This is a genomic window from Gluconobacter aidae, from assembly GCF_009547075.1.
GTDB classification, from domain to species: Bacteria; Pseudomonadota; Alphaproteobacteria; order Acetobacterales; family Acetobacteraceae; genus Gluconobacter; species Gluconobacter aidae.
Map to the genome: position 1 here is coordinate 15,381 of NZ_WIPH01000020.1, position 12,690 is coordinate 28,070.

Consider the following 12,690-nt stretch of genomic DNA (forward strand, 5'->3'; position numbering starts at 1 on the left):
GGCCTGGCAGGGCTCAGAAAAGGGCCGGTCTCCATATGGCCGACAACCCAGAAAGCTCCGAAAACGGGCATCTCTAACGAGGATATGGAGTTCATGACCAGACTGTTCCGCCTTCCTGCCCTTGCCGTTCCGACGAAGGCGCGTGCCGTCCGGGCCAGCGCACTGGCTCTGACGCTGGCCCTGGCTTCCGGTGCGGTCGCACCGGCCGTCGCTTTCGCCCAGCCGGCTCCGGCCGACCAGAGTGCTCCCGCAGCGGCGCCGGTGGATCCCTCTTCCAACCCGGCAGCTCCGGCGACCACTGCTGATCCGGCTGGCGCGCCGCCTGCTGCACCCAACGATGCCGGTGCTCCGGCAGGAGGCGCTCCTTCCGACAGCGCAGCTCCGGCAACGGCTCCGGCCGATGAATCTCCCGCCGCGGCCGCAACGCCGGGTGAGAGCGCAACCGCAACGCCGGAAGCTCCTGCTCCGCAGGGCAACCCGTACGGCCTTGGCGCCCTGTGGGCCAATGGTGACGCGATTGCCCGTGGCGTCCTGATCATCATGGTCATCATGTCCGCTGGTACCTGGATCATCATGGTCATGAAGTTCCTGGAGCAGGGCCGTCTGTTCGCAGCCTCCAAGGAAGCTGCCCGCGAGTTCTGGACCAAGCCGTCCGTTCATGACGGTGCCGCTGCCCTGAAGCCCTCTTCTCCGTTCCGTTACATTGCCGAGACGGGGATCGTGGCCGCAGAGCATCACGAAGGCTCCATGCGTGACTCGATCGATCTGCCGTCCTGGACCGAAATGTCCATCTCCCGCTCGGTCGACACCATCAACACCCGTATGCAGGGCGGCCTCGCTTTCCTTGGTACGGTGGGCTCCACGTCACCGTTCGTCGGTCTGTTCGGTACGGTCTGGGGTATCTATCACGCCCTGACGGCCATCGGCATCTCCGGCCAGGCGTCCATCGACAAGGTTGCCGGTCCGGTTGGTGAGTCCCTCATCATGACAGCCATCGGTCTTGCCACTGCTGTTCCGGCCGTGCTGGGTTACAACCTGCTCGTTCGCCGCAACAAGGGTGCCATGGATCGTGTCCGCAACTTCGCGGCTGACATCCAGTCCGTCCTGATCGGCGGCTTCCGTCACGGCGTCAGTCCGGAACAGGGCAGCATGGCTGTTCCGACCACAATCACCACCAGCGAGCGGATCTGATCCTATGGGAATGAACGTCGGAGGAGGCGGCGGTGACGACGAGGTGGTGTCGGCAATCAACACCACCCCCCTCGTCGACGTCATGCTGGTGCTGCTGATCATCTTTCTGATCACCATCCCCGTCGCCACGCATACGGTGAAGGTCAAGCTGCCGGTCGATGCGAATACGCCTACCCAGACCAGGAAGGGCAACATCGTTCTGGCAGTGAACTCGAACGGGCAGGTGTTCTGGGACACGACGCCGATTGCGAACCACACTGATCTGCTGAACCGTCTCGTCGAGGCGGCAAAGCAGAAGCCCCAGCCGCAGATCCAGATCCGCGGTGATCAGGCTGCCAAGTATCTGGCAGTCGGCCAGGTGGTCGCGACCTGTCAGGAAGCTGGCATCGCCCACGTGGACTTCATTACCGAGCAGCCTCACTCGAACTGAGGTCGTGTCGGGTCGTTTTCATCAAGGCGGCCCGTCCCTGCTTTTACGTCACCCTTTTGGAGAACCGCCGTCATGGGCATGAGCGTCGGATCTGACAGCACGCACGAAGACGAAGGCATTGTCGATATCAACACCACGCCGTTGATCGACGTGATGCTGGTGCTGCTGATCATGCTGATCATCACCATCCCGCTTCAGACACACTCGGTGGCGATCGATCTGCCTCAGGGCAATCCTCCCCCGTCGACCGTACAACCCAAGCTCGTGACCGTCAGCATCGGCTACGACAACAGCATTTCCTGGAACAACGAGCCGATCACGTCCGAGGCCGCTCTTCAGGCCCATTTCGAAGCTGCCGCAGCAATGCCGGACCAGCCTGAAATGCATATCCATCCCGATCGTCTTGCCGATTACAAGACGGTGGCCCATGTTATGGCAGATGCGCAGCGTCTCGGCATGACCAAGCTGGGAATTGTCGGTCTGGATCAGTTCATGGAAGGACAGTAATTCGTGTCTTTGTCCCTTTACCGCCGTCTGAGCGCCCGTAATCTCCTGCTGGCCGGTGTTTTCGGTATCGCCGCTCTTGCCGGCTCTGCTCATGCTGACGATGTCCTCGGTCAGGCCGTGGGCAAGGATCTGCAGCAGGCCCAGAGCGCCCTGGCATCCAAGAACTACGCCAAGGCGATGGCAGCCGTCGACGCCGCGGACGCGGTCAAGGGCAAGACTGATTACGAAGCCTATACCACGGCCCAGATGCGTGCGGCCATCGCCGCGCAGTCCGGCAACACGGATGCTGCCATCAAGGCCTATGATGTCCTGATCAACAGCTCCCGTACGCCGAAGGCCGCCAAGGGGCAGATGCTGATGGCGCAGGCCACGATGGCCTACAGCGCCAAGCAGTATGCCCGGGCGATTCCGGCGACCGAGCGTTATCTGAAGGAATACGGCGCCGATCCGCGCATGCAGACGATGCTGATCCAGTGCTACTACCTGCAGCAGGACTGGAAAGGCACGGCCAAGGCTGCGCAGGAGCAGGTGGACGCCACGATCAAGGCTGGCAGGATTCCGCCTGAGAACCAGCTTCAGATGCTGGCCACGGCCTATACGAACCTGAAGGACGCGGATGCCAAGACGCATGCCTATGTGCTGCTGGCCAAGTATTATTCCAAGCCTGACTACTGGTCGATGCTGATCCATGATCTGGTGGCCAACCCGAATCTTTCGCCACCGCTCGTTTTCTACGTCGAGCGTCTACGTCTGGCGACCGGTGTGCTCAAGGATCCGTCCGATTATCAGGATATGGGCGAGCGCGCAGTTCAGATGGGTCTGCCTCAGTTGGCGCTTAATCTGCTGAATCAGGGCTATGCCAATCACTCGCTCGGCAATGGTCCGACCGCAGCCACTGACGCGAAGTTCCACGCCTTTGTGGCCCAGCAGGCTGCAACAAACCGGAGCCAGCTGGCCTCTGCCGTTACGCAGGCTGCTTCTGCTCCGAACGCAGGTCCCGCTCTGACCGCTGGTTATAATCAGGTGCTGAACGGACAGGTTGATGCCGGTCTGGCTCTGATGAAGACAGGTCTGGGCAAGAAGCCGCATTATCCGGATCTGGCTCAGGTCGAATACGGAATGGCCCAGATGGATGGTGGCCAGAAGGCCGAAGCCATCAAGACCTTTGCTTCCGTGCAGGGCAATGGCCCGGCCAAGGACGTTGCTGAACTCTGGTCGCTGCTACTGTCGCGTCCTGCAAAGTAAGATTTTCGTCTTGGAGAAGTATAAAAAAGCCGGGGTTCCGCCCCGGCTTTTTTTATGTATTCAGAACGGCAGGATCGCGTCCATGACCTGCTGGCCATAACGGGGTGTCTGAAGCTGCGTGAGGGTTCCGCGACCTCCGTAGGAAATCCGTGCTTCCGCCATCCGGTCATGCGTTACGGTATTATCGGCCGTGATATCCTGTGGTCGGACGATGCCGCTGACTCCCAGTTCACGCAACTCGCTGTTCACCCGCACTTCCTGCTTTCCCATTACGACGAAATTGCCGTTGGGCAGCACCTGGGTGATCGTTCCTGCCAGACGCAGGGTCACGGTCTCGTTGCGGGTAATCTTGCCGGTTGCGCCGGAATCGCTGCTGCTGGCGGTGCTCAGGCTGTCTGCTCCGGTGATGGCGCTGATGACCTTGCCTTTGATCCCGAACAGATTGGGAATCCCGAATTTCTCGTCAGCGGTCCGGTCGGCAGTCGTGCCGTTGTTGAAGGCGGCGTTGTCGGTGATATCCACGATGATCGTGACCAGATCACCCACCTGCGATGCCCGCTGATCCTTGAAGAACGCCTTGCTGCCCGAGCGCCAGAGGCTCGCGGCCTCGTCGGGGGGGGGCTGAAGTGGCGGCATCGGCATGGTGACGGGCCGGTAGGAATTGGCCAGCGTGGGATCGGTAATGGATGTCATGCGGGGAGGCCGCCCGATCTCCGACATCTGCGCGAGGGAATTGCAGCCTGACAGGACCGGCAAAAGGCCGAGCAGCCCCAGAGTGCGAACAGCCAGAGTGCGAACAGAATGTCGAAAAGCGTACCGCATGGGAAAGTTGAGATCCGTCAGTTCCGTATGATCCCAAGCAAACACGACAACGGTAAAAAACCTGTTAAGACGTCATCATTCCAGTCCACTGAAAAGACTCGGACTTCGCCTGCATCTGGCGGGAAGGCTGTTTGAGCGTGACGGTTCCCGCCTGACCCTTGCCCTGTCGGAGGATGTGGCCGAAAACAGCATGGCGTGGGCCGATGTTCCTGATGGCCCGGGCCCATCCTGTCTGGAGAATGCCCCATGCCGATCGTTTCAGCTTCTTTCACCGCGGATAGTTCCTCCGCATTCCGCTCCTGACATGGGGCTGCGGATTCTGCTGACTGGCGGCCAGGGCTTCGTCGGGCAGCATTTCAAGGCGCGTCTGAAAGATCGCATTCCCGGTCATGTCCTGCTCGAAGATCCGATGGATATCCGGGACCGTGCCGCCGTCGAGCGGTTCGTGAAAGACGAAAAGCCCGATGCCTGCCTGCATCTGGCCGCCGTGTCTTCGGTTGCCCGTGAGAAAGCGGAAAATGCTGAGGCCTGGACCGTCAATCTCGATGGAACGCTCATTCTGGCCGAAACCTTCGAGACCCACGCTCCTCAGGCCAGTTTCGTGTTCGTTTCGACGGCCGAGATCTATGGCGCCAGTTTTGCCTCGGGCCAGCCTCTCGACGAGTCCGCCCTGATCGCGCCAGTCAGTTCCTATGCGTCAAGCAAGGCCGCGGCGGATCTGGCGATCGGAAATCTGAGTCAGGAAGGGCTGCATGGCCTGCGTCTGCGTTCCTTCACTCAGGCTGGAACGGCACAGGATGAAGAAGCCATTCTGCCGTTTCTTGCGGCTCAGGTCGCCCGGATCGAGGCAGGACAGCAGCCCCCGGCCATGACCGTGGGTCATCCGGATGCCGGTTTTGACATCACCGACGTTCGCGATGCCTGTGACGCCTATATCGATGCGCTCGCACTTCCCCGGCCTCTGCCGAACGGAACGGTTCTGAACATCTGTTCCGGCGTGACCCGGAGCGTGCGGTCCATGGCGCGTGATCTGCTGGAAGTCGCCGGGATTTCCGCATCCCTGAAGGTCGATTCCACCATCCCCTGTCCGTCCGGTCTGCCATCCATGCGGGGTAATCCGGCTGCCGCCCGTCAGGCACTGGGCTGGGCGCCGCGTATTCCGTGGCATGAGACCCTGGTCACGGTTCTCAATGACTGGCGTTACCGGATCAGACCATAAGGTTCTGCTCTCGAGATCGTCAGATGCTGGACAGCGCCTGAGCGCGTTGTCATTCTTTCCGCAGAACCGGCAACCGGAGTGCGTATAGTGACAGACCCTCATGATACCGAAATCACGGTGCTCGCCCGTGCGAATGGCCTGACCATTCCTGCCGAATTTCACGCCGGCGTGCGGAGCAATCTTGAGCTTTTGCGCAGCTACGGCGCGCTGATCGAAGGGCTGGACCTGCCAGATCGCCTCGAACCTGCCTTCCGGTACGAACCATGAGCGGCCTTCAGCAGCGCACCCTCGGGCTTGCGGCCAGTGTACGCAAAGGCGAGATTTCCGCCCGCGACCTGACCGTAAAGACCCTGGCCGATATCGAGGCGCGGGACAAAGACTATAACTGCGTCACGCGCCTGCTGATGCATCGTGCGCTGGAAGCTGCCGAGCGCGTGGACCGGCTGGTGCTACAGGGTCAGGATCCGGGGCCGCTCGCCGGGGTGCCCTTTGGCATCAAGGACCTGTTTGATGTCCGTGGGGAAATTACGACGGCTGGCTCGAAGGTTCTCGCCAATGATCTACCAGCCACGCAGGATGCAACACTTGTTGCTCACATGATCGCGGCCGGGGCCATTCCCATTGCGCTGACGAACATGGACGAGTTTGCCTACGGGTTCGCCACGATCAATGCCCATTACGGCAATACCCGCAATCCGCATGTTCCCGAGCGTCTGGCCGGCGGATCATCAGGCGGTTCGGCGGCGGGGGTGGCGGCGCGGATGTTTTCCCTCGGTCTTGGGTCTGACACGAACGGCTCCATCCGCGTTCCGGCATCGCTTTGCGGGATCTGGGGTCTGCGGGCGACGCAGGGGCGTCTGTCGGTTGAAGGCAGTTATCCCTTCGTCCCGAGCCTCGATACGGTTGGGCCGTTCGCCGACAGTGCAGGCGGCCTGAAAGCCTGTTTTGAAGCCCTCTGCGCCAGATCGCTGGCGGATGTGGATGTGGGCAGTCTGCGCATTGCCCGTCTTGGCGGATGGTTCGGAGAGAACATGTCTGCGCCGATGCAGACCGCGATCGATAGGCTTTCCATGGCGCTGGGAGCCACGGATGTTGTCGAACTTCCGGAAGTAGCGCGGGCGCGGGCTGCGGCTTTCGTCATCAGCGCTTCCGAAGGGGCGGGGCAGCATCTCAAACGCCTGCGCGCGCAGGCCGCGGACTATGATCCCGCTGTCCGGGATCGGCTTCTGGCCGGTGCGCTCCTGCCGTCAACGCTGATCTTTCAGGCCCATCGTCTGCGGAACTGGTTCCGCGACCGCATGCACGAGGCTTTTGCGAAGACGGACATCCTGCTGGCTCCGGCGCTTGTCGGCGAGGCGCCGCGTTTCGATCAGCCGGAAATCGAAATCGGCGGCAAAATGGTCTCTGCCCGTGCCAATCTGGGCCTTTACACCCAGCCCTTGACGCTTGCGGGTTTCCCGGTCCTGACGGCCCCGATGAAGGTTCCGGGCCTGCCCCTCGGTGCGCAGTTGATCGCGCGTCCGGGGCGGGAGGACCAGCTCTTTGCTTTGGCGGAAAAGCTGGAAGCGGCCGGACTGGCCGAAGCCCGTCTGATCTGATTAGCACCCCAGCGCCTCGGCCATTTTCGTGTGGTCGAGGCGCTTTCACCACGCGGCAACGGCCCCGTCACTGCGAGGATCGGTGGCACCTTCAAGCCGACCGTTTTCGTGGCGGATCAGCGCACCGGCATGGCCCATGATGATGGATCGCCCGTCAAGCGCCTCGACCGTATGCCCGGCTGCCTCAAGCCGCGACATGACATTCGGACTGAATCCCGGCTCTACCTTGAGCGACAGGCTCTCGTCTCCCCAGGTGCGCCCGAGCAGCCAGCGCGGACGGCAGATGGCCTCCTGAAGTGGCACGCCATAGCGGACGTGACGGCTGAAGATCGCGGCCTGTGTCTGGGGCTGGCCTTCGCCGCCCATGGTGCCATAGACCATCGTGCGGCCATCCCGCAGCCGGGCGGCAGCGGGGTTGAGCGTATGGAACGGCTTGGCGCCGGGACGCAGGATGTTCCAGCCGGAATGGGCCAGCCGGAAGGATGATCCGCGGTTTTGCCAGAACAGTCCGCTCTGTGGCAGCATCACGCCGGAGCCGAACTCGAAATAGAGGCTCTGGATCATGCTGACTGCGACGCCATTGCGGTCGATCGCACCCATCCAGGTCGTGTCGCCCCACTGTGTCTGCTCTGTCCAGGGCATGGCGTGGGTCATGGAGATGCGGGACGCCATCGTTTCCAGCCGTGCCGGATTGGCCAGCAGTTCCCGGGCGAGTGTCTCGGAGTGTTCGCTGCCATCCGTATGGCGGTTGCGATAGAGGAACGCCTGTTTGGTCGCTTCGACCAGACCATGCACATGCGCAAAGCTCTCCGGCCCGTCCGTACGGCTCAGGTGATCCGACAGGGCCAGAATGAGCAGTGAGGCCACGCCCTGCGTGGGCGGGGCGGTATTGTAAAGGAAGCCATCGCTGGTCTGCACATGCAGCGGTTCCTTGATCTCCGCCCGATGTGCCAGAAGATCCAGAGACCGGACCGGACTGCCTGCGGCGGCAAGATCGGCGGCCAGACCGCGCGCCAGCGGCCCGTTATAGAAACTTCGCAACCCGTCCCGGGTTAGCATTTTCAGCGTCCGGGCCAGTTCAGGCGATTTGCGGATACTGCCCGCTGTCCATGGTTTGCCGTCGGGAAAGCAGATCCGCGCCAGCGTCGGATCCGACATCAGTTCCGGCTGTTTCTGTGCAAGAAGTGCTCCCTCGCTTTCGGAGACGACCCGCCCGTGTTCCGCATAATGGATGGCATCACGCAGCAGGCGGTCCAGCGGCAGGGGCTCGCGGAGTTCGGCGCTCAGGCCCAGAGCGGCTTCCCAGCCGGACACCGTTCCCGCCACCGTATTGGCCGCGAGACCGCCGCGCCAGGGAATGGTGGTGTGTCCGGCCTCGGCATAGAGCGCGTGCTCTGCTCCCATCGCCAGCGCCCCGCAGGCGTCTATGGCGATGGTCCGTCCGTCCGGATGGCAGATCAGCCAGAACGCATCCCCCCCCAGACCCGTCATGTGGGGGTAGACGACGGCCAGCGTGGAGGCCGTGGCGACAATGGCCTCGATCGCCGTTCCACCGTCGCGCAGGACATCCAGCCCGGCCTGGCTTGCAAGATGGTGCGGGCACGTCACCATGCCGCCAAGGGCGTTGGGTGTCAGCATGGCAGGAGCCTCACAGTGGCAGGTGATCGGGTTGCAGTCGGGGAATATGGAGGCAGAGTGTGCGGACCAGCAGGGCTTCCGGCCCCTGAGCGGTCTGGTGACGGGTGGAGGCAATGAATTCCACCTGAGGCATTTCGGGCAGCAGGCCGGGCGTGCAGTGTGACAGGTGTTCCATATTGCGCAGAAAGGCAGGTTGCGGAGTTACGCCATATCCCGCGCGCACGGCAGCCAGCAGGGCGCCAAGACTGCCGCTGGTAAAGGCCAGATGCCATGCGCGGCCGGACCGGTTGAGCGTTTCGATGGCCAGCCGCCGCGTGACGCTGCCATCGGGGAAGGTCACGAGCGGGATGGACTGGTCTGCGGGAAAATCCGCGTCGGCCGGAGCGTACCAGCGCATGTCTTCGGTCCAGAGCTTCTGCCCTCGGGTCTCCGTCGTGCGTCGCATGCCGCACCAGACGTCCAGTTCACCCTGTTCCAGAAGACGCGCCAGACAGGCCGAGAGCCCGACCGTCATCGTGATCTGAAGGAGCGGATGGGAGGCGCGGAAGGTCCCGAGGATCTCGGGAAAGCGTGTCAGGAGCAGGTCTTCCGTTACACCCAGACGGATCGTCCCACGCGGCGCATCCTGCCGGAAGCGGGACAGGATGCTGTCCTCGCACTGGAGAAGCTGTCTCGCCAGACCGATGAGCGCCATGCCATCCTCGGTCAGTCGAACGCTTTTGGTGCTTCGGGCCAGAAGGCGCGCGCCAAGCTGCTCCTCCAGCCGGCTGACATGCTGGCTGATGGTGGACTGGCTGACTCCCTGGCTCTGCGCGGCGGATGTGAAGTGCAGCGTTTCCGCGACCGCGAGAAAGGATTGCAGATGGAACGGATCGAGATGCATCTGATCTTTCATCCCGATATGTGGGACCATATTTATTGGCAGGTCAACTTGATCTGACTCCGTTATGAGAGCAAAGTTTCCCTTCCTTAACACATCCCCCTGGACAGGAGCCCCCATGACAGCCCACGGAGCCCGCGCCGTCGAGCGGTGCCGTATTCTCGCGGATGTCCCGTTCAGCGAGACATCGGGCAGTCTGTTCCGTTTCTGGCTTGGTCCCGCCTATCAGCGTACCCTCACACAGGTCGCGGAATGGATGGAAGAAGCCGGTCTGACCACCCGTCTGGACGCGGCCGGGAGCCTGATCGGACGCTATGAGGGTCTGACGCGTGGCGCTCCGGCGCTGATGATCGGCTCCCATCTCGATACGGTTCGCAATGGCGGGGCCTTTGACGGGAATCTGGGGGTTATGCTGGGGATCGAACTGGTCGCCGCTCTGAATGACGAAGGCACGCGCCTGCCATTCGCCATCGAAGTCATGGGCTTCGGAGACGAGGAAGGCTCGCGTTTTGCGGCTCCCATGATCTGTTCCCGCGCCATGGCCGGGCTGATCGAGTCCATCCCTGAAAACATGACCGATGCATCCGGGATAACCATGGCCGACGCCATGATCCGCTACGGCCTCGATCCCGCCCGTCTGACCGAAGCTGCGCGTCGCCCCGATGAACTGCTTGCCTATATCGAACCCCATATCGAGCAGGGGCCCGCCATTGAAAGCGCGGATGGTGAAATCGGCGTCGTCACGGCCATCGCCGCCCAGACCCGGCAGCGCGTGACGGTCACCGGCCAGTCCGACCATGCGGGCACGACTCCCATGAGTATGCGTCAGGATGCTCTTGCGGCGTCGGCCGAAATGATTCTTGCAGTCGAACGTCATGGTGCCTCAGGCGGCACGACGCAGGTCGCTACGGTTGGTCAGATCGACGTTACTCCGAATACGTCGAATGTCATTCCCGGCGAAGTCCGCTTTTCGCTCGATATGCGGGCCGAAACCAACGAGGCCCGCGATGCCATGGCCGAGGCGATCCGCATCGATCTGCGTGCCATAGCGGGTCGGCGCGGTCTGGGGATCATGTTCGACACACCCCAGAATCTGCCTGCCGCCGCCTGTGCGCCCGAACTGGTGGAGCGGCTGGCCCGCGCCGTCACGAACGTCACCGGTTGTCCGGCCCAGCGCCTTCTAAGTGGCGCCGGTCATGACGCCATGGCCATGGTCGATCTGTGTCCGATGGGGATGCTGTTCATCCGCAGTCCCGGTGGCCTGAGCCATCATCCCGATGAAACAGTCCGTGTGGGAGATGTCGAGCTTGCCCATCGCGCCCTGCTCGCCTTCGTCAAGGAGTTCCAGTCATGAGTCAGCCCGCAGCTTTCGCCCAGCTCGATCTGCCGTCCCGTCTGCTGATGGGGGCGGGACCGACCAATGTCCACCCGCGCATCCTGCGTGCCATGTCCTATGACGTGATCGGCCAGATGGACCCGGAAATGACCGCCTATATGGACGAGGTCATGGCCCTGTACCGCGAGGTCTTCCGCACGAAGAACCACTGGACGCTACTGGTGAACGGCTCGGCCCGGTCTGCCATTGAAGCGGCTCTGGTGTCGCTGGTCTCGCCGGGCATGAAGGTCGTCATTCCGCGCTTTGGCCGCTTTGGGCTGCTGCTGACGGAAATCGTCCATCGCTGCGGTGGCGTTCCGTGCACGGTGGATGTGGAGTGGGGGGAGGTTGTCGATCCGGCCCGCATCGAAGCCGCCATTATCGAGCACAAGCCCGGTCTGGTCGCCTGTGTGCATGGTGACACGTCCACCACGACGGCCCAGCCGCTCGAAGAGATCGGCCGGATCTGCCGCAAACATGACGTGCTGTTCTATGTGGACGCCACCGCGACCCTCGGCGGCATGACGTTCGAGACCGATGCCTGGAACATCGACGTCGCCACGGCCGGGCTTCAGAAATGCCTGAACGGCCCTCCGGGTTCGGCACCCATTACGCTGTCAGACCGTGCCGTTGCCGCCATTCTCAAGCGTCGCCATGACGAAGCTGGCATTGCCACCGGTCAGGTTCAGGGCGACGGCCCGGTTATCCAGTCGAACTATTTCGACCTGGCGATGCTGATGAATTACTGGTCTCCGGCGCGGATGAACCATCATACCGAAGCCACATCCATGCTCTACGCCGCCCGCGAAACGGCGCGTCTGGTCGTGGAAGAGGGTGTGGAGGCCCGCGTTGCCCGTCATGTGCGGGCAGGGCGCGCCATGGTCGCCGGCCTGCGCGCCATGGGCCTGAAGGTTTACGGCGACGATGCCACGCGCATGAGCAATGTCACGGGCGTCTGGGTGCCGGAAGGCGTGGACAATGCCCGCATCCGTCAGCTCATGCGCGACGATTTCGGGATCGAGATCGTCTCGTCCTTCGGGCCGCTGACCGGCAAGATCTGGCGCATCGGGGCGATGGGCATCAACGCCCGCAAGGACAAGGTCCTGCTGACGCTCGCCGCCCTCGACTCCGTGCTGGCCGGCGAGGGCGTGACTCTCAACCGTGGCGCGGGCGTGGATGCCGCCCGTGCTGCCTGGGACGCGGCCTGATCGGTCTTCGGGCCGGAAACCTATTCCTTCGGATGGTTCTTCCGGCCCGAACCGCTTTTCTTCCGTAAGCGTCCGAGAATTGCACGATTGACGGCTGCTTACGCCCTCATTCCTGACGAACGAAGGAGCGTTCGTACTGCGCGACACAGCGCGGCTGGCTGGCTTTCCCATGAAAGTACTCGGCATGACGACAGCCGACGCCCTTGCAAGGCGCGCGGAAAAGGAAGTTGATTACGCCGCGAGTTTTGGTCTTGCTGGATGGTGGGCGTGGGATGTCACCGAGGAGCCCAAGCAGCAGATTTGTCATTCAGCCTGGCTAAGGAAGACGAGCGTCCAAGAAAACTCCCGGACAAGCCGCATAATCTCGATCTTGCCTGATTATCTGATTCATTGGCGTTTGCCGTGCGCCACTTATTAAGTTCGGTCCAGCAAGCTTGATGCCCGCCTTTCTGGCCGCGCGAGAATTGCATAAGCGAGGCCACCGATTGCACCTGTGAGGAAAAATAACAGTCCGCTGCTCTGGGACGCCTCCAGATAGCTGGACCAAAAACCGGCTGTCGGTATGGCTGTTGTAGCA

The 12,690-nt window shown here is 62.3% G+C and carries 12 protein-coding genes; 9 read left to right on the forward strand and 3 right to left on the reverse strand.

Annotated features, from left to right (window positions below; genetic code table 11):
- Positions 1-93: 93 nt before the first annotated feature.
- From GFJ39_RS09395 to GFJ39_RS09410, 4 genes are all read left to right on the forward strand, one after another.
- Positions 94-1,191 (forward strand): MotA/TolQ/ExbB proton channel family protein, encoded by a 1,098-nt coding sequence (locus tag GFJ39_RS09395; RefSeq protein WP_153431089.1) that lies wholly within the window; start codon positions 94-96, stop codon positions 1,189-1,191.
- A gap of 4 nt (positions 1,192-1,195) precedes the next feature.
- Positions 1,196-1,621 (forward strand): ExbD/TolR family protein, encoded by a 426-nt coding sequence (locus tag GFJ39_RS09400; RefSeq protein WP_153431090.1) that lies wholly within the window; start codon positions 1,196-1,198, stop codon positions 1,619-1,621.
- Positions 1,622-1,693: 72 nt separating this feature from the next.
- Positions 1,694-2,128: an ExbD/TolR family protein gene (locus GFJ39_RS09405; RefSeq protein WP_153431091.1), complete on the forward strand. Its 435-nt coding sequence runs from the start codon at positions 1,694-1,696 to the stop codon at positions 2,126-2,128.
- Between the two features lie 3 nt (positions 2,129-2,131).
- Positions 2,132-3,373: an outer membrane protein assembly factor BamD gene (locus tag GFJ39_RS09410; RefSeq protein WP_325062899.1), complete on the forward strand. Its 1,242-nt coding sequence runs from the start codon at positions 2,132-2,134 to the stop codon at positions 3,371-3,373.
- 60 nt (positions 3,374-3,433) lie between these two features.
- Here the strand turns inward: GFJ39_RS09410 and flgH are convergent, their stop codons facing one another.
- Positions 3,434-4,195 (reverse strand): flagellar basal body L-ring protein FlgH, encoded by a 762-nt coding sequence (gene flgH, locus GFJ39_RS09415; RefSeq protein ID WP_153431092.1) that lies wholly within the window; start codon positions 4,193-4,195, stop codon positions 3,434-3,436.
- Between the two features lie 304 nt (positions 4,196-4,499).
- Here flgH and GFJ39_RS09420 point away from each other — a divergent pair, with 304 nt between their 5' ends.
- From GFJ39_RS09420 to GFJ39_RS09430, 3 genes are all read left to right on the forward strand, one after another.
- Positions 4,500-5,414, forward strand: a complete 915-nt coding sequence (locus GFJ39_RS09420) for a GDP-mannose 4,6-dehydratase (protein ID WP_228391880.1) — start codon at positions 4,500-4,502, stop codon at positions 5,412-5,414.
- An 87-nt stretch (positions 5,415-5,501) separates the two neighbouring features.
- Entirely contained in the window at positions 5,502-5,681 is a 180-nt protein-coding gene (locus tag GFJ39_RS09425; RefSeq protein ID WP_062456129.1) for a DUF4089 domain-containing protein, read from the forward strand.
- Positions 5,678-7,012: an AtzE family amidohydrolase gene (locus GFJ39_RS09430; RefSeq protein WP_153431093.1), complete on the forward strand. Its 1,335-nt coding sequence runs from the start codon at positions 5,678-5,680 to the stop codon at positions 7,010-7,012. Before GFJ39_RS09425 ends, GFJ39_RS09430 begins: the two co-directional genes overlap by 4 nt.
- A 45-nt stretch (positions 7,013-7,057) precedes the next feature.
- On the opposite strand, the gene GFJ39_RS09435 is transcribed toward GFJ39_RS09430, so the two are convergent.
- Together GFJ39_RS09435 and GFJ39_RS09440 are read right to left on the reverse strand one after the other, a co-directional pair.
- Complete coding sequence (locus tag GFJ39_RS09435; protein WP_228391881.1) at positions 7,058-8,650, reverse strand: gamma-glutamyltransferase family protein; 1,593 nt, start codon at positions 8,648-8,650, stop codon at positions 7,058-7,060.
- Positions 8,651-8,660: 10 nt separating this feature from the next.
- Positions 8,661-9,533: a LysR family transcriptional regulator gene (locus GFJ39_RS09440; protein WP_228391882.1), complete on the reverse strand. Its 873-nt coding sequence runs from the start codon at positions 9,531-9,533 to the stop codon at positions 8,661-8,663.
- Between the two features lie 115 nt (positions 9,534-9,648).
- Between GFJ39_RS09440 and GFJ39_RS09445 the strand changes: the two genes are divergently transcribed.
- Both GFJ39_RS09445 and GFJ39_RS09450 read left to right on the forward strand, forming a co-directional pair.
- The gene (locus GFJ39_RS09445) at positions 9,649-10,884 is read left to right on the forward strand and encodes an allantoate amidohydrolase (RefSeq protein WP_153431095.1); all 1,236 of its coding nucleotides are present in this window, start codon (positions 9,649-9,651) and stop codon (positions 10,882-10,884) included.
- A complete protein-coding gene (locus GFJ39_RS09450; protein WP_153431096.1) occupies positions 10,881-12,113 on the forward strand; it encodes a pyridoxal-phosphate-dependent aminotransferase family protein in 1,233 nt (410 codons plus the stop codon). Before GFJ39_RS09445 ends, GFJ39_RS09450 begins: the two co-directional genes overlap by 4 nt.
- The last annotated feature ends 577 nt before the right edge of the window (positions 12,114-12,690 follow it).

What these genes read in the sequence shown, in the direction of transcription:
- GFJ39_RS09395 (WP_153431089.1), top strand. Translation starts at nt 94, where the DNA reads ATGACCAGACTGTTCCGCCTTCCTGCCCTTGCCGTTCCGACGAAGGCG.
- GFJ39_RS09400 (WP_153431090.1), top strand. Translation starts at nt 1,196, where the DNA reads ATGGGAATGAACGTCGGAGGAGGCGGCGGTGACGACGAGGTGGTGTCG.
- GFJ39_RS09405 (WP_153431091.1), top strand. Translation starts at nt 1,694, where the DNA reads ATGGGCATGAGCGTCGGATCTGACAGCACGCACGAAGACGAAGGCATT.
- flgH (WP_153431092.1), bottom strand. Translation starts at nt 4,195, where the DNA reads ATGCGGTACGCTTTTCGACATTCTGTTCGCACTCTGGCTGTTCGCACT.
- GFJ39_RS09420 (WP_228391880.1), top strand. Translation starts at nt 4,500, where the DNA reads ATGGGGCTGCGGATTCTGCTGACTGGCGGCCAGGGCTTCGTCGGGCAG.
- GFJ39_RS09430 (WP_153431093.1), top strand. Translation starts at nt 5,678, where the DNA reads ATGAGCGGCCTTCAGCAGCGCACCCTCGGGCTTGCGGCCAGTGTACGC.
- GFJ39_RS09435 (WP_228391881.1), bottom strand. Translation starts at nt 8,650, where the DNA reads ATGCTGACACCCAACGCCCTTGGCGGCATGGTGACGTGCCCGCACCAT.
- GFJ39_RS09440 (WP_228391882.1), bottom strand. Translation starts at nt 9,533, where the DNA reads ATGCATCTCGATCCGTTCCATCTGCAATCCTTTCTCGCGGTCGCGGAA.
- GFJ39_RS09445 (WP_153431095.1), top strand. Translation starts at nt 9,649, where the DNA reads ATGACAGCCCACGGAGCCCGCGCCGTCGAGCGGTGCCGTATTCTCGCG.
- GFJ39_RS09450 (WP_153431096.1), top strand. Translation starts at nt 10,881, where the DNA reads ATGAGTCAGCCCGCAGCTTTCGCCCAGCTCGATCTGCCGTCCCGTCTG.